The following is a 26,902-nucleotide window of genomic DNA, read 5'->3' as shown; positions in this document are numbered from 1 at the left end:
CCTGATCGACTAAAGCCGGCCAGTTAACCGTCGAACCTGTGGGAGCGCTTGACCGACTGGCATTAGCCGGGTCCTTTTTGATTGAAGTAGGGCGGGCTCCTGACAGATGCCGCCCTTTTTTGTGCAAGAGCATCATGCAAAGCAGCAGTCACCTATTTCCTGTCGCCCTGATCAGCGCCGAGCGGCGTGGCGATCTGAGCGAAGATGTCTATCGTTTGAAACCTGGCAACAGTCCCGACTGCACCGTCGAACTGGCTGTCACCCGGCTGGGCATGGCCGATGCCACCGAGGCGGCCCGCGGGGTCCCGGTAATCCTGTTGCATGGCAGTTTTTCCAACCGGCGCTTCTGGTATTCGCCCAAGGGCCTGGGCCTGGGGGCGTATCTGACGCGGCTGGGGTTCGATGTGTGGATTCCCGAGATGCGCGGACACGGGTTGTCCCAGCGTAATCAGGATTACCGCAAGAACCGTGTGGCCGACTACGCCCGTTACGACTTGCCGGCCATCGGCGCCTTTGTGCGCGAGCAGAGCGGGCAAGTGCCCCACTGGATCGGTCACTCCCTGGGTGGTATCACCCTGGCGGCGGCGCTGGGCGGTCATTACCTGGGCGAGCCGGCCGTGGCGTCGGCGGCATTTTTCGGGACCCAGGTCAGTCGCACCTACTGGCCGTTGAAAATTCCACCGGTGGAGTGGGGCGGACGGTTTATCCTCAAGCGGTTTGCTCAACTCTCCGGTTCAAGGCTCAAGCGCGGCCCGGAGGACGAGCCCATTGGCCTGGCCCTGGAGAGCATGCGTTGGTATGGCCTGTTCGGCCGTTTCGGCGATGCCGAGAAAAACTGGTGGGCCGGTTTGGCCGATGTGCCGGTGCCGGTGCTGGCGGTGAGCGCTGTCGGCGACCATCAGGATCCGACCTGGGCTTGTCGCAAGCTCTTCGAGCAGATCGGTTCCGAACACAAGCGGTTCGTCTGCCTCGGCCGGCAGCACGGTTTCAGTGATGATTTCGGCCACGTGGCGATGCTGGTCAGCAAGGCCGCACAGGCCGAGGTCTGGCCGCTGGTGGCGCATTGGCTGGAGAATCAGCGTGCGCCATTGCCGGCAAGCCAGCCCATTCTGGCCGAGGCGGTTTGAAGCACAGGCTCTGACAAGGGCATTTCGCTCTTCCCGGCTTGCGGCTAAGATATGACGCGTTACGTTGTTCCGGTCATAAACGGTTGTTCATTCAGCCTGACGTTCAAGCCCTTGCAGGGCCCTTGCGGGAGTCATTCGATGAAGCATTACCTCACGCCCGACCTGTGCGACGCCTATCCGGACCTGGTTCAGGTGGTGGAGCCGATGTTCAGCAACTTCGGTGGCCGCGACTCCTTCGGTGGCGAAATCGTGACCATCAAATGCTTCGAGGACAACTCGCTGGTCAAGGAGCAGGTTGAGCTCAAGGGCAACGGCAAGGTGTTGGTGGTCGACGGCGGTGGTTCCCTGCGTCGGGCCTTGTTGGGCGACATGCTGGCCGAGAAAGCCGCAAAGAATGGTTGGGAAGGACTGGTGATCTACGGTTGCATCCGCGACGTGGACGTCATTGCCCAGACCGATCTGGGCGTCCAGGCTCTGGCCAGCCATCCGATGAAAACCGACAAGCGCGGCATCGGCGATCTTAATGTGGTCGTGACGTTTGCCGGCGTGACCTTCCGTCCGGGCGAGTATGTCTACGCGGACAACAACGGCGTGATTGTTTCACCCAGCCCGTTGCAAATGCCTGAATGAAGCGTCAAAGCCGTAAGGGATGAGGATGTTCGAGGAAGAAAACGCGCAGTGGGGGCTGGTGCATGCCCTGGTGCTTGATGGTAAAGGTGGTGCGCGTTCCATAGCCCGGACCGAACTTGACGATCTGCAGCTGCAGGCACATGAGAGCCTGTGGTTGCATTGGGACCGCAGCCATCCCCAGACGCATACCTGGCTGCGCAAGTCCAGCGGCCTCAGCGAATTCAACTGTGACCTGCTGCTGGAGGAGAACACCCGGCCGCGCCTGTTGCCGTTGCCCGACGCCGAGCTGTTGTTGTTCCTCAGGGGAATTAACCTCAACCCAGGGGCCGAGCCGGAAGACATGGTGTCGGTGCGTATCTTCGCTTCCGCCCAACGGGTCATCTCCCTGCGCCTTCGTCCGTTGCGCGCCACAGATGAACTGCTGGCGCACCTGGCCGAGGGCGAAGGGCCGAAGAGTAGCTCCGAACTCATCCTGTATATGGCGCAGTACCTGACCGACAAGGTGCAGGACCTGGTGTCCCAGCTTTCGGAAATCGTCGACGGCGAGGAAGAAAAGCTCGATGCCGACGAACGGTACACCCCCGAGCACGACGCCATTTTGCATATCCGTCGCCGAGCGGCCGGACTGAAGCGTTTCCTGTCGCCACAGCGAGACATTTTTGGGCAGATGTCGCGCATCAAGTTGCCTTGGTTCGTCGAGGACGACGGTGATTACTGGAATGAATTGAACAACAGCCTGACCCGCTACCTGGAGGAGCTGGAATTGGCCCGGGAGCGCGTGGGGCTGGTGTTGGAGGCCGAGGACCGGCGCCTTTCGGTACGCATGAACCGCACCATGTACCGCTTCGGCATTATTACCGGGATTTTTCTGCCCATGAGTTTTCTCACCGGCCTGTTGGGCATCAACGTGGGCGGTATTCCGTTTTCCGACAGCCCTTACGGTTTCCTGGTCGCCTGCCTGCTGATGGTCTGCGTGGCCTCGGGGCAGTGGTGGCTGTTCCGCCGCTTGCGCTGGGTGTGATGGGGCTTTCATGTGACCCGACGAATGTTGATCGCGTCTTCCACAGACATCACGAGAGGTGCGTATGCACGATCCGTTTGAACAGTCTTTGCGCGACATGCTCAAGGCCTCGCCGTCCAGCCGGGACGACGATGCCTGCCTGGGGCGTGTACTGAAAACCGCCAACCGCCAGGTGGGCGCCGGCGATCTGTTCAGCCTGCTGGGCCGCTGGCTGCCCGCGCTGATGATCGCCTTGAACAACGGCTCGGCCCACGTCTTGCCGGTTTCCCGTCGTAAACCCGCTACTCGCACCGCTCATAAGGCTGACTGAATATGGAATTGAATCTCTGGACCCAGAGCCTTGTCGCGGCAATGACTGCGTTGTGGACCAAGGTGGCCAACTTCATCCCGAACCTGTTCGGCGCCCTGGTGGTGGTGTTGCTGGGGTTCGTGGTGGCCAAGTTGCTCGACACGCTGCTGTCCAAGCTGCTTGCCAAACTGGGCCTTGACCGCCTGATGGGGGGCACCGGCCTGACCAAGCTGCTGTCCCGTGGCGGTATCCAGGTGCCGATCTCGACCCTGATCGGTAAGATCGTCTACTGGTTCGTATTGCTTATTTTCCTGGTTTCCGCGGCAGAGTCCCTTGGCCTGCAGCGCGTTTCAGCTACGCTCGACATGCTTGCGCTGTATCTGCCGAAAGTGTTCGGCGCTGCGTTGGTATTGCTGGTCGGGGTCCTGCTGGCGCAACTGGTCAACGGCCTGGTCCGCGGCGCGGCCGAAGGCGTGGGGTTGGATTATGCATCGGGTCTTGGACGTATCGCCCAGGGTCTGGTGATCATCATCAGTATTTCCGTTGCGATCAGCCAGTTGGAGGTCAAGACCGACCTGCTCAACCATGTGATCGTGATCGTATTGATTACCGTTGGTCTGGCGATTGCGCTGGCCATGGGGCTGGGAAGCCGGGAAATTGCCGGCCAGATTCTTGCGGGAATCTATGTGCGTGAGCTGTATGAGGTTGGACAACAAGTGCGTGTTGGCGAGGTCGAAGGCCAGATCGAGGAGATCGGCACGGTGAAGACCACATTGCTGACCGAAGAGGGCGAACTGGTGTCGCTCTCCAATCGGATCCTGCTGGAGCAGCATGTGAGTAGCCGCTAACCCGGCAAACTCTGCTAATGTATGCCGCCGCAAAATGCCTGCTACCGCAGGCTGCGGCGCACATTGACCTAGACCGTCGGCCCGACTTGTTTTGAACAAACCCCAATCGCTATCCACGCGCTATGACCCCCGTGATCTCTCCGATGAGGAGTTGGTCGCGCGCGCGCATACGGAGCTGTTCCACGTAACACGTGCTTACGAAGAGTTGATGCGCCGTTACCAGAGAACATTATTTAACGTCTGTGCACGTTATCTGGGGAACGATCGCGATGCTGATGATGTCTGTCAGGAGGTGATGTTGAAGGTGCTTTACGGCCTGAAGAACTTCGAGGGGAAATCGAAGTTCAAGACATGGCTATATAGCATCACCTACAACGAATGCATCACACAGTACCGCAAGGAACGGCGAAAGCGTCGCTTGATGGATGCGTTGAGCCTGGATCCTCTCGAGGAAGCGTCTGATGAAAAGGCGCCCAAGCCGGAGGAAAAAGGCGGACTCGATCGCTGGCTGGTTTATGTGAACCCGATCGACAGGGAGATTCTGGTGCTACGATTTGTCGCAGAACTGGAGTTCCAGGAGATCGCAGACATAATGCATATGGGTTTGAGCGCGACCAAAATGCGTTACAAGCGCGCTCTTGATAAGCTGCGTGAGAAATTTGCAGGCATTGCCGAAACTTAACTTCGGCGCAAATATCTCTTACGTGTAGGCAAGTTCTGATAGACTTGCCGCCGAGTTGTCCCCCGGTTTGCGGGACTGCTTCACAATCACCAGATGGGGATTTAACGGATGAAACTGAAAAACACCTTGGGCTTTGCCATTGGTTCTCTTATTGCTGCCACTTCGTTCGGCGCTCTGGCACAAGGCCAAGGCGCAGTTGAAATCGAAGGCTTCGCCAAGAAAGAGCAATTCGACAGCGCTCGTAACTTCAAGAACAACGGCAACCTGTTCGGCGGTTCGGTTGGTTACTTCCTGACCGACGACGTGGAACTGCGTCTGGCCTACGACGAAGTGCACAACGCTCGCACTGACGATGGTACCAACGTCAAGGGCGCCAACACCGCTCTGGACGCTCTGTACCACTTCAACAACCCAGGTGACATGCTGCGTCCTTACGTCTCGGCCGGTTTCTCCGACCAGAGCATCGACCAGAATGGCAGCAACGGTCGTAACCGTTCGACCTTCGCCAACGTTGGCGGCGGCGCCAAGCTGTACTTCACCGAGAACTTCTACGCCCGTGCCGGCGTTGAAGCTCAGTACAACATCGACCAGGGCGACACCGAGTGGGCGCCTAGCGTTGGTATCGGTGTGAACTTCGGTGGCGGCTCCAAGCCTGCTGCTGCTCCAGTTCCAGCTCCGGCTGAAGTCTGCTCCGACAGCGACAACGACGGCGTGTGCGACAACGTCGACAAGTGCCCTGACACCCCAGCCAACGTTACCGTTGACGCTGATGGCTGCCCAGCTGTTGCTGAAACCGTACGTGTTGAGCTGGACGTCAAGTTCGACTTCGACAAGTCGGTCGTCAAGCCAAACAGCTATGGCGATATCAAGAACCTGGCTGACTTCATGAAGCAGTACCCATCGACCACCACCACTGTTGAAGGTCACACTGACTCCGTCGGTACTGACGCTTACAACCAGAAGCTGTCCGATCGTCGTGCGCAAGCCGTCAAGGACGTTCTGACCAAGCAGTACGGTGTTGAATCGTCCCGCGTTCAGTCTGTTGGCTACGGCGAATCCCGTCCAGTCGCTGACAACGCCACTGAAGCTGGCCGCGCTGTAAACCGTCGCGTAGAAGCTGAAGTAGAAGCCCAAGCCAAGTAATTAGCCCAAGGCTTTTGGAAAAACCCGGCTCAGGCCGGGTTTTTCTTTGCCTGCGATTCATGAAATGAGGCTGTGGTGAGTGGTGATTCTGTGAGCGCAAGCGGTCAATTGTGGAAGCGAGCCTGGATCAGCCAACAGAGGGGTTGACTGACTGACCGCTAGCGCGAGCAGGCTCGCTCCCACAGGTTCGTTGTTGTATGCGGTTACAGCGCTGCCGCCTGGACCCAGGTCTGTTGTGACTGGGTTAACTGCGCGCCGGCCGCTACTGACCCTATGACCAGAATTGCCGGGCTCTTGAGCTCGAACGTGCTGGCGTCGGCTTCCATCGAGGCCAGGTCACTGCGGCAGTCCCGTTGGTGGGGCAGGGAGGCGTTTTCGATCATGGCGACCGGGGTATCCGCTGCCAAGCCACCGGCCAGCAACTGCTCGCGAATTTCGCTCAGTTTTGCCACGCCCATGTACACCACCAATGTCGTCCCGCTCTGGGCCAGGGCTTGCCAGTTCAGGCTGCTGCCATCTTGTGTATGGGCCGTGACCAGGGTCACACCTCGGGCGATGCCGCGTAGCGTCAGTGGAATATCGCACTGGGTCGCTCCCGCCAGGCCAGCGGTGATGCCGTTGACCAACTCCACCGCTATGCCATGGTCGCGCAGCCATTGCGCTTCTTCACCGCCCCGACCGAAGATGCACGGGTCGCCGCCCTTGAGGCGTACCACGCATTTGCCCTGGCGGGCATAGCGCAGCATCAAACGATGGATAAACGCCTGTGGCGTGGACCGGCATCCGCCGCGCTTGCCCACGGCGATGACACGGGCACCGGGGCAATGCTCCAGCACTGCCTCGTTGACCAAGTCATCGATCAACACCACGTCGGCTTCGCGCAGGGCGCGCACGGCTTTGAGGGTCAGTAATTCGGGGTCGCCAGGACCTGCACCCACCAGCCAGACTTTCGCGTTCATAGTGTTTTCCTCACGAGACTGCCGCCACCGGACGCGCAGTGGCGACCAGCAGACGCTTGATTTCCGGTACGCAGGAACCGCATTGCGTGCCGCACCCCAGCTCCTGTTTCAGCCCTTGCAGATCCAGGCCGCGTTCGATGCCCGCGCAGACCGCACGCTGGCTGACGTTCATGCAGTTGCACAAGGTTCTACCGCCACCCAGCGCGGCGCCAGTATTCCCCGGCGGTGCGCTCAGCGGCGCCAGCAACCAGCGTCGCAGCTGCTCGTCGGCACGACCTTCCAGCCATAGATTCTGCAGCCAGTGCCGGGCCAGGGTTTCACCGGCCAGACGGATAGCGGTGATGCGGCCATTTTCGATCCGCACCCGTTTGCCGATGGCGCGACGCGGATCGTCATAGGCCAGTACTGGCCCCTCGATCAGGCCCAGTTGTTCATCAATAGCCTGCAGCAGTTGTGGTTCGGGGGCCAGGGCGCTGGCGGCGCGAATCAGCAGCGCCGGGCGCTCACGACCGGTAAGGCTCAGGCTGACGTAGGCAAACGCCTCACACAGTGGTCGCAGGGTTTCCAGATGCTGCTGGACATCGCCTTCGACCAGAGCGAAGAGCTGCCAGGGCAGGTTCACCGGTTCCAGGCGTACGCCGCTGTGCTTGAGCTCAGGTTGTTTCGACAGTGGGTCGAACGCCGGCTGGGTCAGGGTGTTGACCCCACCCTTGAGGAAGCGGTCGCCCCAGTGCATTGGCAAAAAGGCCTGGCCGGGCCGAACGCTTTCGTCGCTGTCCACGGCCACGATCACGCTGCCGCGACGACTTTTCAGGCTGACCAGGTCGCCGGTTTTCAGGCGATGGCGAAGCAGTTCGTCGGGGTGCAGGCTGAGCACGGCCTCGTTCACATGGCCAAACAACTGTGCAGCGGTGCCGGTGCGGCTCATGCCGTGCCATTGGTCCCGCAGCCGACCGGTGTTGAGGGTCAGCGGGAAGCGGGCGTCGCGCAGTTCCCTGGCGGCGTGATAAGGATCGGCCACGAAACGGGCACGGCGGCTGTCGGTAGGGAAAATCCCGTCCACGTACAGACGAGGCGTGCCTTCGGTGGCGCCCTCCGGGAACGGCCATTGCTGAGGGCCCAGTTGATCGATCAACGAATGGCTGATACCGGACAAGTCCAGGTCTCGTCCTCGCGTCAGTTGCTTGTACTCGTCGAAGAGTTGGGCGGGCGCGTCAAAGGCGAACAGGCTGGGCTGGCCAGGGCGCAGACGTTTCTCCAGGCGTTGTGCGAAATCCACGGTGATCGCCCAGTCCGGCCGTGCTTCGCCCGGTGCCGCGATGGCGCGGCGAACGTGGGAAATGCGCCGTTCAGAGTTGGTCACCGAACCTTCTTTCTCACCCCAGCTGGCTGCCGGCAACAGCAGGTCGGCAAAGCCGGCGGTTTCGGTGGTCCGGAAGGCCTCTTGCAGCACCACGAACGGACAGGCTTGCAGGGCCTCGCGCACCGCTGTCTGGTCTGGCATCGATTGGGCCGGATTGGTGCAGGCGATCCACAGCGCCTTGATCTTGCCGTTGCGCACCTGCTCGAACAGTTCGATGGCGCTCAGTCCCGTGGTGGCGGGCAATTGCTCAACGCCCCAGTAGCGGGCGACTTCGGCGCGATGTTCCGGGTTGGCCGCTTCGCGGTGGCCCGGCAGCAGGTTCGACAGACTGCCGGTTTCCCGGCCGCCCATGGCATTGGGCTGGCCGGTGAGCGAAAAGGGCCCGGCGCCCGGCCGGCCGATCTGCCCAGTGGCCAGATGCAGGTTGATCAACGCGCTGTTCTTGGCGCTGCCGGCGGTGGATTGGTTCAAGCCCATGCACCACAACGAGAGGAAACTCGATGTGGTACCGATGGATTCGGCGCACTGGTGCAGTTGTTCGACGCTGATGCCGCACAGTTGGGCGACCATGGTCGGTGTGTAATCGCGCACCAGATTCTTCAGGTCCGCCAGACCTTCGGTGTGGGCCTTGATGAAGTCGCGGTCGATCCAGTCTTCCCACAGCAGCAGATGCAAAATCCCATGGAACAGGGCGACGTCGGTTCCAGGCAGAATCGCCAGGTGCAGGTCAGCCAGATCGCAGGTGTCGGTGCGTCGCGGGTCGATGACGATGATTTTCATCTGCGGCCGGCGGGATTTGGCTTCTTCGAGGCGACGAAACAGGATTGGGTGGGCGTAGGCCATGTTGCTGCCGACGATCATCACGCAATCGCTCAGTTCCAGGTCCTCATAGCTGCAGGGTGGCGCGTCGGCGCCGAGGCTGCGCTTGTAACCCACCACCGCCGATGACATGCACAGCCGGGAATTGCTGTCGATGTTGTTGGTGCCGACCAACGCTCGGGCGAGTTTATTGAACGCGTAGTAATCCTCGGTCAGCAACTGGCCCGAGATGTAGAAAGCCACGCTGTCGGGGCCGTGTTCGGCGATGGTATCGGCGAACGCGCTGGCGGCGTGATCCAGGGCGCTGTCCCAGTCGATACGGGTCCGGGCCAGGCCTTTGCCCAAGCGCAGTTCGGGATACAGGGCGCGTGCGGCGAGGTCGCCGGTCAGGTGCAGGGTCGAACCCTTGCTGCACAGTTTGCCGAAATTGGCCGGGTGGGCGGGATCGCCGCTGACGCCGAGGATGCGCTCGTCGTCATGTTCGATCAGCACGCCGCAACCGACCCCGCAGTAACAGCAGGTCGAGGCAGTGGTCTGGCGGCTCATCGGCTTGCGTCCCGCAATGCCAGCAGCACCCGGCCGTTTTCGACCCGTGCCGAATGATGATGGGCGCAGCCCACGTCCGGGGCCTGGGCCTGACCGGTTTCCAGGTCGATCTGCCAGTTATGCAGCGGGCAGGCCACGCGTTTGCCATAGACCAAGCCCTGGGACAGCGGGCCCCCTTTGTGAGGGCAACGGTCATCGAGTGCGAAAACCTCATCGTCGCTGGTGCGAAAAATCGCGATATCGCCTTTCGGGCTGCTGATGATGCGCGAGCCCAGGGCATTGATGTCTTCCAGTGCGCAGATATCCAGCCAGTTCATGCTGGCACCTCCAGGTTCTTCACAGGGATGACTTCAAACTCTTTTTTCAACTGGGGTTGTTCCAGGCGCTGTTTCCACGGGTCCTGTTCCAATGACAGGGAAAACTTCAGGCGCTCGTGGAGCGCTTTGCGCCGCGCCGGGTCTTCGAGCACGGCTTTCTTGATGTACTCCATGCCGACCCGTTGCAGGTAGTGCACGGTACGCTCCAGATAGAAAGCCTCTTCACGGTACAACTGCAGGAAGGCGCCGTTGTATTCACGGACTTCCTCGGCGGTCTTGAGCTTGACGAAGAACTCGGCGACTTCGGTCTTGATGCCGCCGTTGCCACCGATGTACATCTCCCAGCCAGAGTCGACGCCGATGATGCCTACATCCTTGATGCCGGCTTCCGAACAGTTGCGTGGGCAACCGGAGACGGCCAGTTTCACCTTGTGCGGCGACCACATATTGAACAGGTCATGCTCCAGCTCGATGCCCAGCTGCGTGGAGTTTTGGGTGCCGAAGCGGCAGAACTCACTGCCTACGCAGGTTTTCACGGTGCGGATGGACTTGCCGTAGGCATGGCCGGACGGCATGTCCAGGTCTTTCCAGACACCGGGCAGGTCTTGCTTCTTGATCCCCAGCAAGTCGATGCGCTGCCCGCCGGTGACCTTGACCATGGGCACGCTGTATTTGTCGGCCACGTCGGCAATGCGCCGCAGCTCCGAAGGCGTGGTGACCCCGCCCCACATGCGCGGAACGACGGAATAGGTGCCGTCCTTCTGGATATTGGCGTGGGCGCGTTCGTTGATCAGGCGCGATTGTGGGTCGTCATGGGCTTCGCCGGGCCAGGTGGAAATCAGGTAGTAGTTCAGTGCCGGGCGGCAGGTGGCGCAGCCGTTCGGGGTGCGCCAGTTCAGATAGCTCATGGTGCTGGCGACCGTCAGCAAGTGTTCGTCGCGGATCGCCTGGCGAATCTGGCCATGGTTGAGGTCGCTGCAACCGCAGATGGCTTTTTCGCTTTTCGGCTTGACGTCCGCCGCGCCACCCACGGTGTTGATCAGGATCTGCTCCACCAATCCGGCGCAGGAGCCGCAGGAACTGGCGGCCTTGGTGTGTTTTTTCACGTCGTCGACACTGAACAGGCCGTGTTCCTGGATAGCCTTGACGATGGTGCCCTTGCACACGCCATTGCAGCCGCAGACCTCGGCGGAGTCGGCCATGTTCATGGCTTTGTTCTGGCCCTGATGTCCTACGTCGCCCAAGGCGTTTTCGCCGAACATCAAGTGATCTCGGATCTCGCTGATGGCGGCATTCTCACGGATCTGGCGGAAATACCAGCCGCCATCTGCCGTATCGCCGTACAGACAGGCACCGACCAGCACGTCATCCTTGATCACCAGTTTTTTATACACGCCGCCGATGGGGTCGGAGAGGGTGATGGTCTCGGTGCCTTCGCCGCCCATGAAGTCACCGGCGGAGAACAGATCGATGCCGGTGACCTTGAGTTTGGTTGAGGTCACCGAGCCCTTATAGGTGGCGAAACCCAACTGGGCGAGGTGGTTGGCGCAAACCTTGGCCTGTTCGAACAACGGGGCCACCAGACCATAGGCGGTCCCGCGGTGGTTGGCGCATTCACCGATGGCGTAGATGCGCGGGTCATAGGTCTGCATGGTGTCGTTGACCAGGATGCCACGGCTGCACGGAATGCCGGATTTTTCCGCCAGTTCGACGTTGGGCCGGATACCGGCAGCCATGACCACCAGGTCGGCGGGAATAATGTCGCCATTCTTGAACTGCACGGAGCCGACCCGGCCGTTGCCAGCGTCGTGCAGGGCCTGGGTCTGTTCGTTGAGGCGGAATTTCAGGCCGCGGCTTTCCAGAGCGGTTTGCAGCAGTTGGCCGCTGGTCTTGTCCAGTTGCCGTTCGAGCAGCCAGTCACCGAGGTGCACCACGGTGACATCCATGCCCCGCAGCTTCAGGCCATTGGCCGCTTCCAGGCCCAGCAGGCCGCCACCGATGACCACCGCATGCTTGTGGGTCTTGGCGGTTTCGATCATCACCTGGGTGTCGGCAATGTCGCGGTAGCCGATCACGCCTTCCAGGGTGTGGCCGGGAATCGGCAGAATGAACGGCGTGGAGCCGGTGGCAATCAGCAGGCGGTCGTATTCGGCCTCGGTGCCGTCTTCGGCGATGACCTTGCGCTTGACCCGGTCGATTTGCACGACTTTGCGGTTAAGCAACAGGTTGATGTTGTTGTCCTGATACCAGCTCAAGTCGTTGAGCACGATTTCTTCGAACGTCTGTTCACCGGCGAGCACGGGAGATAGCAGGATGCGGTTGTAGTTGGTGTGCGGTTCGGCGCCGAACACCGTGATGTCGTACAGCTCGTTGCTGAGCTTGAGCAACTCTTCTAGGGTGCGCACGCCGGCCATGCCGTTGCCGATCATCACCAGTTTGAGTTTTTTCATCAGGCTTCTCCGCGAACTCAGGTCCGTTTCATCACGGCGATCGGACTGGCTCGGTCATTTTCACGAAAACAAAAAAAGGCGTCTCGCTGGTGATCCAGCGAGGACGCCTTTGTCCTGGTCCCGTTCTCTCGGGAAGCATCGCCTTCATCGTTGGAGGCGCTGCCTTATGTCTGTTGAAAGAGGTTATGCAGTGGTTGTGCCAAGTGAGTTAGGGGTGCGGATTTATTGAGGATGAGGGCACTGACAGGCGTTGCGGGAGGATTTATTGCACCGAATCAAAGCGTGTTGCCCGGTAATGGAGCGCCCGACTGCTAGATGTGTATTTGGCAGTCCTGCCCTCATCGCGAGCCTGCTCGCGATGGGCGCGACCGGATCTCAGCTATGAAATACCATGAACAGCAGCACCAGATTCACCATCAAAGACACCAGCGCCAACGTCCGCCAGACCTTCAGCGGTTCCCTTTCCAGCAACGGTCGGGGTCGTACGCTCAAGCTCCGGCGTTCGCCCTGTTCCAGCAGCAATAGCCACTCTTCAGCCGTTTCAAAACGTAGAACCGGATCCGCCGCGACCGCCCGCTCCAGGCTTTGTCCGAGCCAGTCCGGCAGGTCAGGACGATAGCGGTTGGCACTGACGGGCACGCCGAAGCGTGGTCGTTGAAAGGCCTCGATTTCGCCGTAGGGATAATGACCGGTCAGCAGGAAATACAGAGTCACGCCCACGGCATACAAGTCCTGTTGCGCCGTCGGTGCGATGCCGCCGAAGGCTTCCGGGGCGATATAACTGGGGGTGCCCGGCAAGATGTTGGCCTGGTCCTCGGAAAGACCCGGGCAGTACGCCAGGCCGAAATCCAGCAGGCGCAGTTCCCCATCGTCCCCCAGGTGCAGGTTTTCCGGCTTGATGTCGCGGTGGTAGATCTGCCGTCGGTGCAGCAACCCCACCGCCCGCACCAATCGCTGCGCCAGGTCTTGCCATTGAGCCAGCGGCAAGGCACCACCCCGGTCGAACAGCTCGGCAAGGGTCATGCCCGGATATTCACGCATCAAGTAGTACAAATGCTGGCGCTGGGGAACGCCATGGATTTCCGGAAACTGCCGGCCGGCAACCCGCTTGAGGAACCATTCTTCCGAGAGCAACGCCTGTCCCGCCCGGGTGTCGTCCCGCAGATGCCCGGGCAGGGTCTTCAGCAACCAGGGCTGGCCCTGGCTGTCGTGCACTCGGTAGAGCAGCGATTGCTGGCTCTGGCCGAGCAACCCTTCGACCCGCCAGCCCTCGAACATCTGGTCCGGTTTAAGGGTCGGGGGCAGGGGCCATTGCTGCAGTTGGATCAGGGCATCACCGATACTCGCTTCACCCAGCGCATCGACCCGCACCAGCAAGGCGCTGGCGTTGTCCTGGCTGCCGGCCAGGTGCGCCGCGTTGACCAGGGTCTGGGCGGCGAGGTTCAGGTCCGTCTGGTCCCGCAGGATGCCAGCGATGGCCGTGTCACCCAGTACCGCCCAGACGCCGTCGCTGAGCAGGACGAAGGTTTCGTCGGTGCGCAATTCGCCGTCGAGAAAGTCGAGAATCAGGTGTTGATCCAGCCCCAAGGCACGCTTGAGCACGTGTTGCATGCCCTGTTGTTCCCAGACGTGGTCTTCACTGACGCGTTGCAGGTGATCGCCGTGCCAACGATAGACCCGGCAATCGCCGACATGGGCCAGGGTGAAACGCCGGCCCCGCAGGACCAGGGCGCTGACAGTGGTGAGCAACGGCTGCCCGCCGCCGTTGGCCTGTAACCAGCGGTTTTGTGCGAGCAACAACCGGTCGAGCGCCTGGGCCACGCCCCAGGTTTGTGGCGTGGAATAGTAGTCCAGGGCCAGCGCCTGCAACGTCGAGCGGGCGGCCAGTCCGCCATCGGCGCATTGGCTCACGCCATCGGCGATGGCGAACAGGTAACCTTTGCTGGCGGCCAGCGCCGGGGCAGGCGTGACCAGGCGCAGGGCGTCCTGGTTTTCCTCACGCGGGCCGATGGCACTGGCTTCGGCGAAACTCAGTTGCAGGCTCATGCGTTATTTATACCCGAGCCGCGGTGACGGCTGCCGAACCCCAAGTGGTCCTCCAGCGACGCTTGACACCGTGCAGGCCGAACCAGGCCAGTACACCGAGGCTGGCGAACAACCACAGCGCCAGTTGATAGCTGCCGGTGCTCTGCTTGATAGCGCCCATGCCTGCCGCCAGTGCGAAACCACCGATGCCGCCGGCCATGCCGATCAGCCCCGTCATCACACCGATTTCGCGACGGAAGCGTTGTGGCACCAGTTGGAACACCGCGCCGTTGCCTGCGCCGAGACCGAGCATGGTGCAGACGAACAGGGCCAGTGCCGCGTAGGAGTTCGGCAGGTTGAAGCCTACCGCTGCGATGCAGACGGCCGCTACGGTGTACATCGCCAGCAAGGTGCGGATGCCGCCGAAACGGTCCGCCAGGGCGCCGCCCAGCGGTCGCATCAAGCTGCCGCCGAAGACACAGGCCGCGGTGTAGTAGCCGGCGGTCACCGGACTCAGGCCGTACTGGTCGTTGAAATAGCCGGGCAGGGCGCTGGCCAGGCCGATGAAACCGCCGAAGGTCACGCTGTAGAAGAACATGAACCACCAACTGTCACGGTCGCCCAAGGCCTTGAGGTAGTCGGCCATGGACTTGGTTTTCGGCCGCTCAGGCGCGTTCTTGGCCAGCCAGGCGAACAAAACAAGGGTCAGGCCAAGGGGGATCAGCGCGAAACCGAAGACATTGCTCCAGCCAAACGTGGCCGCCATGATCGGCGCGATCAGCGCGGCCAGGACCGTGCCCGAGTTTCCGGCACCGGCGATGCCCATGGCCTTGCCCTGGTGCTGCGGCGGATACCATTGGGAGGCGAGTGGCAGGGCGACGGCGAACGATGCGCCGGCCACGCCCAGGAACAACCCCAGCAACAATGCCTGCTCATAACTGTGGATGCCCAGCTTCCAGGCGCAGAACAGTGCGCCGATCACGATCACCTGGCCGACCATGCCGGCGGCCTTGGGGGAAATCCGATCGGCCAGCAGACCCATGAGCAGGCGCAGTACCGCGCCCGCCAGGATCGGCGTCGCTACCATCAGGCCGCGTTGTTGGGTGGTCAATTGCAGGTCGACGGCAATTTGCACCGCCAGGGGGCCCAGCAGGTACCAGACCATGAAGCTCAGGTCGAAATAGAGAAAGGCCGCGAACAATGTCGGGGTGTGGCCGGATTTCCAGAAGCTTGAGTTCATCGCGCACCTCAGCGGTTAAAGTCTCGGGTAATGAGTCAGTGCTTCGAGGTGGGGCGCCGTCATGGCGACCCGCCGACCCCGGACGGTGGGGCCAAAGCAAAAAAACGCCGCAACCCGGATCGCCTGGAAGGGCAAGCAGGGTGTGCGACGTCTTTGTCGTAGGTGGGCAACCGCCGTTGGTTACCGGTGAGGTTGTCCAAGCGAGAACTGTGCCAACAGGGGAATCGGTGTGGTGCCTATCGCGAGCAGGCTCGCTCCCACAGTGGGTCCGGGTATCGCAAATGCTGTGCTCGCCGGAGGAATTCTTGTGGGAGCGGGGTGCTGTTCACCTCGAACCCTTGTGGGAGCGAGCCTACTCGCGATGACGCCGGGTCAGACGCTGCGAGGCCGTCAGCCCAACAACTCATTCATGGCAATGATCTGTTCCGCCACCTGAATCAGCTTCTGCTGGCGGCTCATGGCTTGGCGGCGCATCAGGGTGTAGGCCTGTTCTTCGTTGCAGGCTTTCATCTTCATCAGCATGCCCTTGGCCAGTTCGATGCGCTTGCGTTCGGCCAGTTGCTGGTCCCTGGCCAGGAGCTGGGCGCGCAGGGCCTGGTCGCTTTCGAAGCGCGCCATGGCCACGTCGAGAATCGGCTGCAGGCGTGCGGCGTGGATACCTTCGACGATGTAAGCGCTCACGCCGGACTTGATCGCCTGGCGCATCACATCGGGGTCGTGCTCGTCGGTAAACATGACGATCGGTCGTGGCTGGTCGCGACTGACCAGTACCACTTGCTCCATCACATCCCGTCCCGGTGACTCGGTATCGATCAGGATCACGTCCGGACGCACTGTTTCGACGCGTTCTGGCAAATCGATGGTCAATCCGGATTCGTCGATGACATCGAACCCGGCTTCCGTCAGGGCAGCCTTGAGACGACCGACTTTTTTCGCGGTGTCGTTGATCAGCAGGATACGCAACATGCTCAAGGCTCCTGTCAGCGGCTGGCGAGAAGGGGAGCCGCATCGCTCAAGGCGTGCAGTTTGAAGCAGCGGGCATACCCGGCCGGATCCGAACCGTCCCAAGTAATACCGTCGATCAATTGGCTGCTGCGCATGTCCTGACGGGGAGATGCGATGCCCAGTGCTGCACTGGCCTGGCGATACAGCGCCAGCTGTTGGACCTCTTGCGCCACGGCCAGGTAATCCGGGTCTTCACGTAACAGGCCCCAACGGCGGAACTGGGTCATGAACCACATGCCGTCGGACAGGTAAGGGACGTTCACTTCGCCGTCACCGTGGAAACGCATGGCGTGGGGATCCTGCCAGCTATTGCCCAAGCCGTCGGCATAGATGCCAAGCAGGCGGGGCTCGATGCAGTCCAGCGGTGCGTCGAGGTATTCGGGCGCACTCAAGAGTTGTGCGGTGCTGCGGCGATTCTCGCTGCTCTGTTCGATGAAGCGACTGGCCTCAAGGACCGCCATCACCAGGGCACGTGCGGTATTGGGGTATTGTTCGACAAAAGCGCGAGTGCAGCCCAGGACTTTTTCCGGGTGATCGGGCCAGATGGTCTGCGTGGTCGCCAGGGTGAAGCCCAGGTTCTGTTTTACCGCACTGGCGCACCAGGGTTCGCCGACGCAGAGGCCATCGATACGGCCGGCCTGCAAGTGGGCGATCATTTGCGGTGGCGGTACCACCACGCTGTCCACATCCGACAACGGATGAATACCCTGGGCGGCGAGCCAGTAGTAGAGCCACATTGCATGGGTGCCGGTTGGGAAGGTCTGGGCGAAGGTCAGTTTCGTGCGAGTTTGGTGCACATGGCGTTCCAGTGCCTCAGGACTGGTCACGCCCAGCGCTTGCAGCCCATGAGAGAGGTTGATGCTCTGGCCGTTCTGGTTCAGGCCCATCAGCACGGCCATGTCAGTCGGCGCGACACCGCCGATGCCCAGGTGCACCGCATAGATCAAGCCGTACAGGCTGTGGGCCGCATCGATTTCGCCGCTGACCAGCTTGTCCCGCAGATTGGCCCAGGATGCCTGGCGCTTGAGGTTCAAGGTCAGGCCATAGGGTTGGGCGAAGCCCTGGGTGGCGGCCACCACCACCGGGGCGCAATCACTCAAGGCCATGAAGCCAAGATCGATCGCGCTCTTTTCCGGAGCGTCGCTGCCATTGACCCAGGCCAGGGGGTTGGCTGGAATTTCATTCATCGGGCATCACCTTGCACATAAAAAGCGCCGTACCCGACAACTGCCAGAGCAAGGCCGGAGGACGACGCCGTTGTCCTTTAAATCAGTGTGGCACTCATTCCGTCGTTGGCATGAGCGTCGATGAGCACAAACGGTGCAAGGCATATGCCATCGGCACTGTTTTATGCAGGCGCCTCGCTGAACCGCCGCTGCGCGGCTATAATCCCCGCCTCATTTTGTCGCCCGAGTCAAAATCGCCCATGTACACCCTGGCCCGCGAACTGCTGTTCAAACTTTCCCCGGAAACCTCCCACGATTTGTCCCTGGACCTGATTGGCGCGGGCGGGCGCCTGGGCCTCAATGGGCTGCTGTGCAAGGCACCGGCGAAACTCCCGGTGAGTGTGATGGGATTGCAGTTTCCCAACCCGGTGGGCCTGGCCGCGGGGCTGGACAAGAACGGTGCAGCCATCGACGGCTTCGCGCAGCTGGGTTTCGGTTTCGTGGAAATCGGCACCGTCACGCCACGGCCGCAACCGGGTAATCCCAAGCCGCGCCTTTTTCGCTTGCCGCAAGCCGAGGCGATCATCAACCGCATGGGCTTCAACAACCTGGGCGTCGACCATTTGCTGGCCCGTGTTGCCGCCGCCAAGTACAAGGGCGTGCTGGGCATCAACATCGGCAAGAATTTCGACACTGCGGTGGAGCGCGCCGTCGACGATTACCTGATCTGCCTGGACAAGGTATATGCCCACGCCAGCTACGTGACCGTCAACGTCAGCTCGCCGAATACCCCGGGGCTGCGCAGCCTGCAATTCGGGGATTCCCTCAAGCAGTTGCTGGCGGACCTGGCCCGGCGTCGCGCGGAGCTGGCACTGATTCATGGCAAGCATGTCCCGCTGGCGATCAAGATCGCTCCGGACATGACCGACGAAGAAACCGTGCAAGTGGCCCAGGCCCTGATCGAGACGGGCATGGACGCGGTGATCGCCACCAACACGACGCTGGGTCGCGAAGGCGTCGAAGGGATGGATCACGGTGATGAGGCGGGCGGGTTATCCGGCGCGCCAGTGCGTGACAAGAGCACCCACACCGTGAAGGTGCTGGCCGCCGAGCTGGCCGGGCGCTTGCCGATCATCGCCGCTGGCGGGATTACCGAAGGGCGCCATGCGGCCGAGAAAATCACCGCCGGGGCGAGCCTGGTCCAGATTTATTCGGGCTTCATCTACAAGGGACCTGCGTTGATTCGTGAGTCCGTGGACGCCATCGCGGCGTTGGGCTAGAGCCGGGCAAGGATCCCTCGCCACAAGGGTGTGTTTGAATGTGTGAAAGCCGCCCATTAAAAAGGGCTCCTCGAAGGAGCCCCTGGGCCGTAGCCCGCCGTCCGGATGGGACGCGCGTGGTTAAGTCGATGGTCGGATCAAATTGTCGAGTTCTGGAGTATTAAGCCCTGTGTCAGCCGACGGCGTGAAGTTCGTTGAGTCTATGGATACCCGCAGTGCCGGTCATACCGTCCCAGTTGTCGCCGCGTCCTTCTCGCCAGCCATTGATCCAGGCTTGACGTACTGACGGTAGAGTAAAGGGGCAAAGCTCACGGGATTTACCACCAACGCCATATTGGTAACCGCGTAAAAATGCTCTTTCCAACGGATCACGCTTAAGTCTTCTCATAGGGTGTTGCCCTCACTTGTTGACTGTTGCTTCGCGTCGACCTCTATCGAGGCCGGGGCAGAATCATTCTGCCGTTGGTGGCTCGTTGCCGGCGTGACGAGCCAAGGTGTTGGCGCCGTTGCGACGTCAACCTGTGTTGAGTTCTAACCAAAGCGTCACATGGATGGAATGATCTTTTTGTCATAAGCACGTAACAATAAAGATGCCAGAGCGATAAGTAACAAGCTGTTCACTGACCGCTTTTGAGCAAGACCCCTGTATGATCGGCCCTGCGTTGAAGAGGGCTGCGCTGGTTCGAATGAGAATGTCCTCCCGTTGCACTCGGGTACTATTCGACGAAAGGGATGAGTTTTCACAATTTGTTGTACAGAATTTTTAACCTGCCCCTGCATCTAAGCTCTTTTAACCTGAGCGGCGAGGGTGGAACGGCATACTTTCATGCCACCGGGTGCTCTTGAGAAAAGTACCTGATTGAACCCGACCGGCAATGCGTTGCCCGGTCCACTTGGCCAAAGGCTCTGGAAACTCCCATGTCCGACCGTTTTGAACTCTTCCTCACCTGCCCCAAGGGCCTCGAAGGCCTGCTGCTCGAGGAAGCCACCGGGCTTGGCCTTGAAGAGGCACGCGAGCACACCTCCGCCGTTCGCGGCATGGCCGACATGGAGACGGCGTATCGCCTGTGTCTGTGGTCTCGGCTGGCCAACCGTGTACTGCTGGTCCTCAAGCGCTTTTCGATGAAAAACGCCGACGACCTGTACCACGGCGTATTGGACGTCGACTGGCAGGATCACATGTTGGCCGATGGCACCCTGGCGGTGGAGTTCAGCGGGCACGGTTCGGGCATCGATAACACCCACTTCGGCGCACTGAAGGTCAAGGATGCCATCGTCGACAAGCTGCGTACGCCCTCTGGAGAGCGACCGTCCATCGACAAGCTCAACCCGGATCTGCGCATTCACCTGCGCCTGGATCGCGGCGAAGCGATTCTCTCCCTGGACCTTTCCGGCCATAGCCTGCACCAGCGTGGCTATCGCTTGCAGCAAGGCGCGGCGCCGCTGAAGGAAAACCTCGCCGCGGCCATCCTGATCCGTGCCGGCTGGCCGCGCATTGCCGCCGAAGGTGGGGCTTTGGCCGACCCGATGTGCGGTGTGGGCACGTTCCTGGTGGAAGCGGGCATGATTGCCACCGACATGGCGCCGAACCTGCGTCGCCAACAATGGGGCTTCACCGCCTGGCTAGGCCATGTGCCAGCGTTGTGGAAAAAACTCCATGAAGAAGCCACCGCCCGCGCTGCTGCCGGGTTGGCCAAACCACCGTTGTGGATTCGCGGCTACGAAGCCGACCCACGGTTGATCCAGCCGGGCCGCAACAACGTCGAACGTGCGGGCCTGAGCGAGTGGATCAAGATCTATCAAGGTGAAGTCGCCACCTTCGAGCCCCGTCCGGACCAGAACCAGAAAGGCCTGGTCATCTGTAACCCGCCCTACGGCGAGCGTCTGGGCGATGAAGCCAGCCTGCTGTATCTCTACCAGAACCTCGGTGAACGCCTGCGCCAGGCCTGCCTGAACTGGGAGGCCGCGGTGTTCACCGGCGCGCCGGACCTGGGCAAGCGCATGGGCATTCGTAGTCACAAGCAGTATTCGTTCTGGAACGGCGCCTTGCCATGCAAGCTGTTATTGATCAAGGTGCTGCCGGATCAGTTCGTGACCGGCGAGCGCCGCACCCCGGAACAGCGTCAGGCCGAGCGCGACCTACAGGATCGGGTACCGGAAGTGCCGCAAGAGCGCCAGTACAACAAGAACGGCAATCCGATCAAACCGGCGCCGGCCCCGGCGCCCGTGGCCGAGCAGGCGCGCCTGAGCGAAGGCGGGCAGATGTTCGCCAATCGTCTGCAAAAGAATCTCAAGCAGTTGGGTAAATGGGCCAAACGTGAGGGCGTCGATTGCTACCGGGTCTACGATGCCGACATGCCCGAATACTCCATGGCCATCGACCTGTACCACGATTGGGTGCATGTCCAGGAATACGCCGCGCCGAAGTCCATCGACCCGGAAAAGGCCTCGGCCCGGCTGTTCGACGCGCTGGCGGCCATCCCGCAGGCGCTGAACGTCGACAAGAGTCGCGTAGTGATCAAGCGTCGCGAGCGCCAGAGTGGCACCAAGCAGTACGAACGCCAGAGCGCCCAGGGCAAGTTCACCGAGGTCAACGAAGGGGGCGTGAAGTTGCTGGTCAACCTCACCGACTACCTGGACACCGGACTGTTTCTCGACCACCGTCCGATGCGCCTGCGTATCCAGAAAGAGGCAGCCGGCAAACGCTTCCTCAACCTGTTCTGCTACACCGCGACCGCCAGCGTCCACGCCGCCAAGGGGGGCGCCCGCAGCACCACCAGCGTCGATCTGTCGAAAACCTATCTGGACTGGGCACGGCGCAATCTGTCGCTCAATGGTTTTTCCGATAAGAACCGCCTGGAGCAGGGCGATGTGATGACCTGGCTACAGGACTGTCGCGACGAATACGACCTGATCTTCATCGACCCACCGACCTTTTCAAACTCCAAGCGCATGGAAGGTGTGTTCGACGTACAGCGCGACCACGTCCAGTTGCTGGACCTGGCAATGGCCCGTCTGGCACCGGGTGGCGTGTTGTATTTCTCCAACAATTTCCGCAAGTTCCAGCTCGAGGACAATGTGTGCGAGCGCTACGCGGTGGAGGAAATCACCGCCAGCACCATCGATCCGGACTTTGCCCGCAATGGCAAAATCCATCGCGCCTGGAAAATCATGTCACGTTGAAATGTCCCGATTGGATCCACGAAGCCTTGTATTTCAAGGCTTCCAGCCGTTTTCAGGGCTGGTCAAAGTGATGGCTAATAGCTATAACTAAAGCTGTGGTCAGGGCTGTATCCCATGCCTGCCCCTTTTCGAGTTGTCGTTATGGCATTGCATCCGGTACGTCCCAGGATCCTGGGTTTTATCAGCGAAGATGTCTCGGCCTGGCTGGTGGCTTCACTGGTCTTCCTGGCCGGCACCTGCATGACCGGTTTGCTGACCTGGGCAATGACCAATCTGTTCAACCAGCAACTGCGCCAACGTTTCGAGCTGCAAGCCGAGGAGCGTTTCAGTCGCATCGAGGAGCGGTTCCAGGACCAGGAGCAGCGCCTGGACAGCCTGCGGCGTTTCTTTGCCAATTCCTCGGGGGTTTCCAGCGAGGAGTTCCATGGCTACGCCGAAGCGTTGTTGCACCGTACCCAGGCGTTCGGCTGGGCACCACGCGTGCTTCGGGACGAGCGCCAGGCATTCGAGCAGCAGGCTCGCGCCGAGGGGATGGATGGGTTCTCCATCCGTGAGGCGGACGGTCACGGTGGCCTGCGACCAACTGCCGAGCGGGACGAGTATGTCCCCGTTCTGTACGTCCAGAGCCAGCCGTCCTCCGCCTCGCCAGTGGGCTTCGATCTGCTGTCCCAACCCTTGCGCCGGGCCGCACTTGAAGGAGCGCGTCAGCGCGATGCCCTGGTGGTCTCGCAACCCCTGGATTTGATGGGCACCGATCCGGCCTTCGCCCGTGGGGTCTTGCTGGTTGCACCGGTAAAAAGAGCAACGTCCCCGGAACCGTTCGGTTACGTGGTGGCCGCCATCAACATGCGCCGTCTGGTGGGCGATGGGTTGCCGGCGTCCGGCCATGAAAACCTGTCCTTGCGTGTCCTGGACCTGTCTACCGACGATCGGGAAGAAATCTTGTTCGAGTCCGCCGAACCGCCAGGTGAAAGCGATTTGTCAGCGATCCGCCTGCTGCGCCTCGGGAGTCATGATTACCGGATAGAACTGCGACCCAGTCGGATATTCCTGGCGGCCAATCATTCCTCGGTGTCGAGCCTGGTGGTGTTGGGTGGCTTGCTCAGTTTCCTGCTCAGCGCCTTGCTCTATGTGCTGGTCAGCCAGCGGCAGCGGGCGCTGACACTGGTGGAACAACGCACCCGGGAACTGCGGGCCCGGGAGCAGGAACTGCGCGGGACCCATAATCAATTGCGCGGTGTACTGGATGCCGCGACCCAGGTGGCGATCATCGCCACGGACTTGCGGGGCGTCATCACCACCTTCAACGCCGGCGCCGAACACATGCTGGGCTACCCAAGCCAGGAAGTCTTGCAGAGCATGACTCTGGAGAGCCTGCACGTTCCCCGGGAACTCCAGGCTCGGGCCGCTCAGCTCGCCGCACGCTTTGGCAAGCCGATCCCCACGTGCCACGCGATGTTGTTGGAGGGCAGCGAGCGTGGAGGGCAGCAAGCCCGGGAATGGACCCTGGTGCGTCGTGATGGCAGTCACCTGACAGTCAACATGCTGGCCACGCCGATGCTCGACGATCAGGGGCTGTGGGTCGGGCACCTGGCGATCTGCATCGATATCACCGAGCGCAAGCGTGTCCATGAAGCACTGGCCGCCAGGGACATGTTGCTGAAAAAACTCAGCGCCCACGTTCCCGGCGGTATCTATCAGTTCAAAATGGATTTCAATGGCCGGTTCAGCGTGATTTATGCCAGCGACGGCATCCGCGATATTTACGAGCTGGCACCCGATGTGCTGGTCCAGAACGCGGAGGCGATTTTCTCGCGCATCCATCCGCTGGACGGTGCCCGGGTTCGCGCTTCGATCCGCACTTCGGCCGATACCTTGAGCCCATGGCGTGAAGAGTATCGGGTACAACTGCCGCAACGGGGGTTGCGCTGGGTACGTGGCGAGGCGACGCCCGAACAGCTTCCGGGCGGTGGCGTGCTATGGCATGGCTACATCTCGGACATCTCCGATCTCAAGCGCGTGGAAGAAGAACTGCGGGCCTTGTCAGTGACCGATGCGCTGACCGGCATCCGCAACCGGCGTTATTTCCAGGAACGCCTGACCTCGGAGATGACGCGAGTCGAACGCGGCCCCGGCAATCTTTCGGTCATCATGCTGGACATCGATCATTTCAAGCGCATCAACGACCAGCACGGTCATGCGGTGGGCGACCGGGTGTTGCAGGCCGTCTGCCAGCGGATTACCCAGCGGTTGCGGCGTACCGATGTGTTCTGTCGATTGGGCGGTGAAGAGTTCGTGGTGCTGTGTCCCGACACTGACGGCGAAAGCGCCTACGCCCTGGCCAGCGGGCTATGGGAAGGTCTGCGCACTGCGCCGATCGACGACGTGGGTGTCGTCACGGCCAGCTTCGGTATCGCCAGTTGGCGCGCCGGAGAGGGGGCGGATGCATTGCTGTTGCGAGCCGACTCATGCGTGTACGCGGCCAAGCAGGCCGGGCGCGATCGGGTGGAAATGCTGTTGGGGTAGCGCGCTGGACGCGGTCAATGTGGGAGCGGACTTGCTCGCGAAGGCGATATGACATCCGACATTTGTATTGGCTGACACAACGCCTTCGCGAGCAAGCCCGCTCCCACAAGGGTTACAACACCGAAGCCGTCTGAGGCAGTTTCGGCTGCCGGTACAGGTCCAGCAACACCTGGTCCAGCACTGACGAAGCGCCCCATGGCTTCGGATCGTTGAGAATCGCCACCACCGCCCAGGTATTGCCATTGACGTCCCGGCTGTAGCCGGCGATGGCCCGCACGGTGTTCAGCGTGCCTGTCTTGACATGGGCTTCGCCGGCCATGGCGGTGGTCTTGAGGCGTTTGCGCATGGTCCCGTCCGTGCCGACGATGGGCATCGAACTGATGAATTCCGCCGAGTACGGGCTACGCCAGGCCGCTTGCAGCATGGCGGCCATCTCTCGGGCGCTGACCCGTTCGGCACGGGACAGGCCGGAGCCGTTCTCCATTACCAAGTGTGGCGCGGTGATGCCTTTCTTGGCCAGCCACTGGCGCACCACGCGCTGCGCCGCCTTGGCGTCGTCACCGTCGGCTTCGTTGCGGAACTGCGCGCCCAGGCTCAGGAACAGTTGCTGGGCCATGGTGTTGTTACTGTACTTGTTGATGTCGCGGATGATCTCCGCGAGGTCCGGCGAAAAGGCCCGGGCCAGCACCTTGGCGTTGCCTGGTGTCGGCGCCAGGCGATCCTTGCCCTGGATGCTGCCGCCCAGTTCCTTCCAGATCGCCCGTACCGCACCGGCGGTGTAGGTGGCGTGATCGAGCAACGACAAATAGGTCTGGGAACTGCACCCATCGCCGAGCTGGCCGCCAACGGTCACCGTCACGCTGCCGTCTGCCTGGGGCACCGGATTGTACCGCACACCGCCGGCGCATTGCTTGGAGTTGACGGCCTTGACCTGGTTTTCGATACGGATACTGGCAATCGGCGGCTCCACCGACACCAGCACCCGGCCACCGTCGTTGCGGGCGACGAAGCGCAGGGCCTTGAGGTTGACCAGCAAGGAGTCGGGCTTGACCAGGAAGGGTTTGTTTTCGTCATTGCCGTCGTCGTTGAACTCGGGCAGTTGCGGCTGGATGAAGAAGCCACGATCCAGCACCAAGTCACCGGTGACTTGCTGCACGCCGTTGGCTCGCAGGTCGCGCATCAGCAGCCAGAGTTTTTCCATGTTCAGCTTGGGATCGCCGCCGCCCTTGAGGTAAAGGTTGCCGTTCAGGATTCCGCCGCTGAGCGTGCCATCGGTATAGAACTCGGTTTTCCACTGGTGATTGGGGCCGAGCATTTCCAGGGCCGCGTAAGTGGTCACCAGTTTCATGGTGGAGGCGGGGTTGACCGAAACGTCGGCGTTATACAGGGTCGGCGTACCAGGGCCGTTGAGTGGTACCAGCACCAGGGACAGGGCATTGTCTTGCAGCTTGCTGGCCTTGAGGGCCTTTTGCACGTTGGGCGACAGGGCGGTGTTGATCGTGGCGGCGCTGGTGGAGACGGGGAGAGCCAGGGGAAGAAGAAGGCTGGCTAGAAGCAGTGGACGAAAAGACTTGATCATTTGAAATAAAACCCTGCGGGCGAGGGAAGAAAAAACGAGGACACGAAAATTGAACGTCCTCAACGGTCATGAATGTGTCGGCATTATGCCCCAAGGTGCAGCGGCTTTGCCGAGCACGAGCCCTTCCAGACGCTATTTTTTTACCGACGGTAGGCTGGCGCGCCGATCAGACGGGCAATCGGTGCTTCAAACTGGTAAAGTGCCGGCCGTTATTACTGATGAGGATTGTTTCAATGGCGACTAACCGTTCCCGGCGTCTGCGCAAAAAACTTTGCGTGGATGAATTTCAAGAGCTGGGTTTCGAATTGAACCTGGATTTCAAAGAAGATCTGGCCGATGAGGCTGTTGACGCTTTCCTCGACGCATTCCTGAAAGAAGCCATGGAAGCCAATGGCCTGGGCTATGTGGGTGGCGACGACTACGGTCTGGTCTGCCTGCAGAAGCGCGGCTCGGTAAGCGAAGAACAGCGCACGGCCGTTGAAACCTGGCTCAAGGCTCGTCCTGAGCTGACCAGCGTCGAAGTCAGCCCGCTGATCGACGTGTGGTATCCGGAAAAGCAGATCAACGCTCAAGCGTGATGGTCTGGAACCGGCGACCCGATGAGGGCGCCGGTTTTTTTGTGCCTGTCTTTTGAGGTCGGGTTGCTCTCTCGGCCGCCTTCGCGAGCAAGCCCGCTCCCACAGAGAGTCTGAGCCCCCTGTGGG

Annotated in this window: 21 protein-coding genes; 11 read left to right on the top strand and 10 right to left on the bottom strand. The window is 61.1% G+C overall.

All coding sequences use genetic code 11. The annotated features are described in order from the left end of the window. Nucleotides 1-134: 134 nt before the first annotated feature. From LCU97_RS01475 to LCU97_RS01445, 7 genes are all read left to right on the top strand, one after another. Entirely contained in the window at nt 135-1,127 is a 993-nt protein-coding gene (locus tag LCU97_RS01475; RefSeq protein WP_232775400.1) for an alpha/beta fold hydrolase, read from the top strand. A 138-nt stretch (nt 1,128-1,265) separates the two neighbouring features. Continuing rightward, entirely contained in the window at nt 1,266-1,757 is a 492-nt protein-coding gene (gene rraA, locus LCU97_RS01470) for a ribonuclease E activity regulator RraA (RefSeq protein ID WP_053155307.1), read from the top strand. Between the two features lie 25 nt (nt 1,758-1,782). Further along, complete coding sequence (locus tag LCU97_RS01465; RefSeq protein WP_053155309.1) at nt 1,783-2,778, top strand: zinc transporter ZntB; 996 nt, start codon at nt 1,783-1,785, stop codon at nt 2,776-2,778. A gap of 58 nt (nt 2,779-2,836) precedes the next feature. After that, entirely contained in the window at nt 2,837-3,088 is a 252-nt protein-coding gene (locus LCU97_RS01460) for a CrfX protein (RefSeq protein WP_371259599.1), read from the top strand. 2 nt (nt 3,089-3,090) lie between these two features. Beyond that, the gene (locus LCU97_RS01455) at nt 3,091-3,915 is read left to right on the top strand and encodes a mechanosensitive ion channel family protein (RefSeq protein ID WP_053155313.1); all 825 of its coding nucleotides are present in this window, start codon (nt 3,091-3,093) and stop codon (nt 3,913-3,915) included. A gap of 91 nt (nt 3,916-4,006) precedes the next feature. Further along, nucleotides 4,007-4,597, top strand: coding sequence for an RNA polymerase sigma factor SigX (gene sigX / locus LCU97_RS01450; RefSeq protein WP_053155315.1), 591 nt, complete (start codon nt 4,007-4,009; stop codon nt 4,595-4,597). Between the two features lie 108 nt (nt 4,598-4,705). Beyond that, entirely contained in the window at nt 4,706-5,740 is a 1,035-nt protein-coding gene (locus LCU97_RS01445) for an OmpA family protein (protein ID WP_232775399.1), read from the top strand. Nucleotides 5,741-5,943: 203 nt separating this feature from the next. Here LCU97_RS01445 and cobA read toward each other — a convergent pair whose 3' ends face one another. From cobA to LCU97_RS01405, 8 genes are all read right to left on the bottom strand, one after another. After that, nucleotides 5,944-6,699: a uroporphyrinogen-III C-methyltransferase gene (cobA, locus tag LCU97_RS01440; protein WP_232775398.1), complete on the bottom strand. Its 756-nt coding sequence runs from the start codon at nt 6,697-6,699 to the stop codon at nt 5,944-5,946. A 10-nt stretch (nt 6,700-6,709) separates the two neighbouring features. After that, nucleotides 6,710-9,427: a nitrate reductase gene (locus LCU97_RS01435; protein WP_269802783.1), complete on the bottom strand. Its 2,718-nt coding sequence runs from the start codon at nt 9,425-9,427 to the stop codon at nt 6,710-6,712. Continuing rightward, the gene (nirD, locus tag LCU97_RS01430) at nt 9,424-9,744 is read right to left on the bottom strand and encodes a nitrite reductase small subunit NirD (RefSeq protein ID WP_053155322.1); all 321 of its coding nucleotides are present in this window, start codon (nt 9,742-9,744) and stop codon (nt 9,424-9,426) included. The genes LCU97_RS01435 and nirD overlap by 4 nt, the downstream gene beginning before the upstream one ends. Beyond that, nucleotides 9,741-12,194, bottom strand: a complete 2,454-nt coding sequence (nirB, locus tag LCU97_RS01425; RefSeq protein WP_232775397.1) for a nitrite reductase large subunit NirB — start codon at nt 12,192-12,194, stop codon at nt 9,741-9,743. Before nirB ends, nirD begins: the two co-directional genes overlap by 4 nt. Nucleotides 12,195-12,569: 375 nt before the next feature. Further along, nucleotides 12,570-14,240, bottom strand: a complete 1,671-nt coding sequence (locus tag LCU97_RS01420; protein ID WP_232775396.1) for a bifunctional protein-serine/threonine kinase/phosphatase — start codon at nt 14,238-14,240, stop codon at nt 12,570-12,572. Nucleotides 14,241-14,247: 7 nt separating this feature from the next. Continuing rightward, nucleotides 14,248-15,459, bottom strand: a complete 1,212-nt coding sequence (locus tag LCU97_RS01415) for a nitrate/nitrite transporter (protein WP_232775395.1) — start codon at nt 15,457-15,459, stop codon at nt 14,248-14,250. 390 nt (nt 15,460-15,849) lie between these two features. Beyond that, a complete protein-coding gene (locus tag LCU97_RS01410; RefSeq protein ID WP_053153356.1) occupies nt 15,850-16,425 on the bottom strand; it encodes an ANTAR domain-containing response regulator in 576 nt (191 codons plus the stop codon). Nucleotides 16,426-16,439: 14 nt separating this feature from the next. Then, nucleotides 16,440-17,651: a CmpA/NrtA family ABC transporter substrate-binding protein gene (locus LCU97_RS01405; RefSeq protein ID WP_053153353.1), complete on the bottom strand. Its 1,212-nt coding sequence runs from the start codon at nt 17,649-17,651 to the stop codon at nt 16,440-16,442. A 239-nt stretch (nt 17,652-17,890) separates the two neighbouring features. On the opposite strand from LCU97_RS01405, the gene LCU97_RS01400 reads away from it, so the two are divergent. After that, nucleotides 17,891-18,910: a quinone-dependent dihydroorotate dehydrogenase gene (locus LCU97_RS01400; protein ID WP_232775394.1), complete on the top strand. Its 1,020-nt coding sequence runs from the start codon at nt 17,891-17,893 to the stop codon at nt 18,908-18,910. 172 nt (nt 18,911-19,082) lie between these two features. Here LCU97_RS01400 and rmf read toward each other — a convergent pair whose 3' ends face one another. Then, a complete protein-coding gene (rmf, locus tag LCU97_RS01395; protein WP_003223300.1) occupies nt 19,083-19,298 on the bottom strand; it encodes a ribosome modulation factor in 216 nt (71 codons plus the stop codon). Between the two features lie 530 nt (nt 19,299-19,828). On the opposite strand from rmf, the gene rlmKL reads away from it, so the two are divergent. Then, entirely contained in the window at nt 19,829-22,093 is a 2,265-nt protein-coding gene (gene rlmKL, locus LCU97_RS01390; RefSeq protein WP_232775393.1) for a bifunctional 23S rRNA (guanine(2069)-N(7))-methyltransferase RlmK/23S rRNA (guanine(2445)-N(2))-methyltransferase RlmL, read from the top strand. Nucleotides 22,094-22,234: 141 nt separating this feature from the next. Further along, on the top strand, nt 22,235-24,619 hold the full coding sequence (locus tag LCU97_RS01385) for a sensor domain-containing diguanylate cyclase (protein ID WP_053153344.1): 2,385 nt from the start codon (nt 22,235-22,237) through the stop codon (nt 24,617-24,619). Nucleotides 24,620-24,731: 112 nt separating this feature from the next. On the opposite strand, the gene dacB is transcribed toward LCU97_RS01385, so the two are convergent. Then, entirely contained in the window at nt 24,732-26,198 is a 1,467-nt protein-coding gene (gene dacB, locus LCU97_RS01380; protein WP_232775392.1) for a D-alanyl-D-alanine carboxypeptidase/D-alanyl-D-alanine endopeptidase, read from the bottom strand. Nucleotides 26,199-26,431: 233 nt separating this feature from the next. Here dacB and LCU97_RS01375 point away from each other — a divergent pair, with 233 nt between their 5' ends. Further along, nucleotides 26,432-26,776: a YggL family protein gene (locus LCU97_RS01375; RefSeq protein ID WP_053153338.1), complete on the top strand. Its 345-nt coding sequence runs from the start codon at nt 26,432-26,434 to the stop codon at nt 26,774-26,776. The last annotated feature ends 126 nt before the right edge of the window (nt 26,777-26,902 follow it).

Origin of the sequence: Pseudomonas uvaldensis (assembly GCF_021271205.1) — a bacterium.
Lineage (GTDB): Bacteria > Pseudomonadota > Gammaproteobacteria > Pseudomonadales > Pseudomonadaceae > Aquipseudomonas > Aquipseudomonas uvaldensis.
The sequence above is the reverse complement of the archived record's forward strand: the minus strand, read 5'-3'. Positions and strand labels throughout refer to the sequence as shown.

Excerpts from the sequence above, each read along its gene's own strand:
- LCU97_RS01475 (WP_232775400.1), top strand. The coding sequence starts at position 135 with ATGCAAAGCAGCAGTCACCTATTTCCTGTCGCCCTGATCAGCGCCGAG.
- rraA (WP_053155307.1), top strand. The coding sequence starts at position 1,266 with ATGAAGCATTACCTCACGCCCGACCTGTGCGACGCCTATCCGGACCTG.
- LCU97_RS01465 (WP_053155309.1), top strand. The coding sequence starts at position 1,783 with ATGTTCGAGGAAGAAAACGCGCAGTGGGGGCTGGTGCATGCCCTGGTG.
- LCU97_RS01455 (WP_053155313.1), top strand. The coding sequence starts at position 3,091 with ATGGAATTGAATCTCTGGACCCAGAGCCTTGTCGCGGCAATGACTGCG.
- LCU97_RS01445 (WP_232775399.1), top strand. The coding sequence starts at position 4,706 with ATGAAACTGAAAAACACCTTGGGCTTTGCCATTGGTTCTCTTATTGCT.
- cobA (WP_232775398.1), bottom strand. The coding sequence starts at position 6,699 with ATGAACGCGAAAGTCTGGCTGGTGGGTGCAGGTCCTGGCGACCCCGAA.
- LCU97_RS01435 (WP_269802783.1), bottom strand. The coding sequence starts at position 9,427 with ATGAGCCGCCAGACCACTGCCTCGACCTGCTGTTACTGCGGGGTCGGT.
- nirD (WP_053155322.1), bottom strand. The coding sequence starts at position 9,744 with ATGAACTGGCTGGATATCTGCGCACTGGAAGACATCAATGCCCTGGGC.
- nirB (WP_232775397.1), bottom strand. The coding sequence starts at position 12,194 with ATGAAAAAACTCAAACTGGTGATGATCGGCAACGGCATGGCCGGCGTG.
- LCU97_RS01420 (WP_232775396.1), bottom strand. The coding sequence starts at position 14,240 with ATGAGCCTGCAACTGAGTTTCGCCGAAGCCAGTGCCATCGGCCCGCGT.
- LCU97_RS01415 (WP_232775395.1), bottom strand. The coding sequence starts at position 15,459 with ATGAACTCAAGCTTCTGGAAATCCGGCCACACCCCGACATTGTTCGCG.
- LCU97_RS01410 (WP_053153356.1), bottom strand. The coding sequence starts at position 16,425 with ATGTTGCGTATCCTGCTGATCAACGACACCGCGAAAAAAGTCGGTCGT.
- LCU97_RS01405 (WP_053153353.1), bottom strand. The coding sequence starts at position 17,651 with ATGAATGAAATTCCAGCCAACCCCCTGGCCTGGGTCAATGGCAGCGAC.
- LCU97_RS01400 (WP_232775394.1), top strand. The coding sequence starts at position 17,891 with ATGTACACCCTGGCCCGCGAACTGCTGTTCAAACTTTCCCCGGAAACC.
- rmf (WP_003223300.1), bottom strand. The coding sequence starts at position 19,298 with ATGAGAAGACTTAAGCGTGATCCGTTGGAAAGAGCATTTTTACGCGGT.
- rlmKL (WP_232775393.1), top strand. The coding sequence starts at position 19,829 with ATGTCCGACCGTTTTGAACTCTTCCTCACCTGCCCCAAGGGCCTCGAA.
- LCU97_RS01385 (WP_053153344.1), top strand. The coding sequence starts at position 22,235 with ATGGCATTGCATCCGGTACGTCCCAGGATCCTGGGTTTTATCAGCGAA.
- dacB (WP_232775392.1), bottom strand. The coding sequence starts at position 26,198 with ATGATCAAGTCTTTTCGTCCACTGCTTCTAGCCAGCCTTCTTCTTCCC.
- LCU97_RS01375 (WP_053153338.1), top strand. The coding sequence starts at position 26,432 with ATGGCGACTAACCGTTCCCGGCGTCTGCGCAAAAAACTTTGCGTGGAT.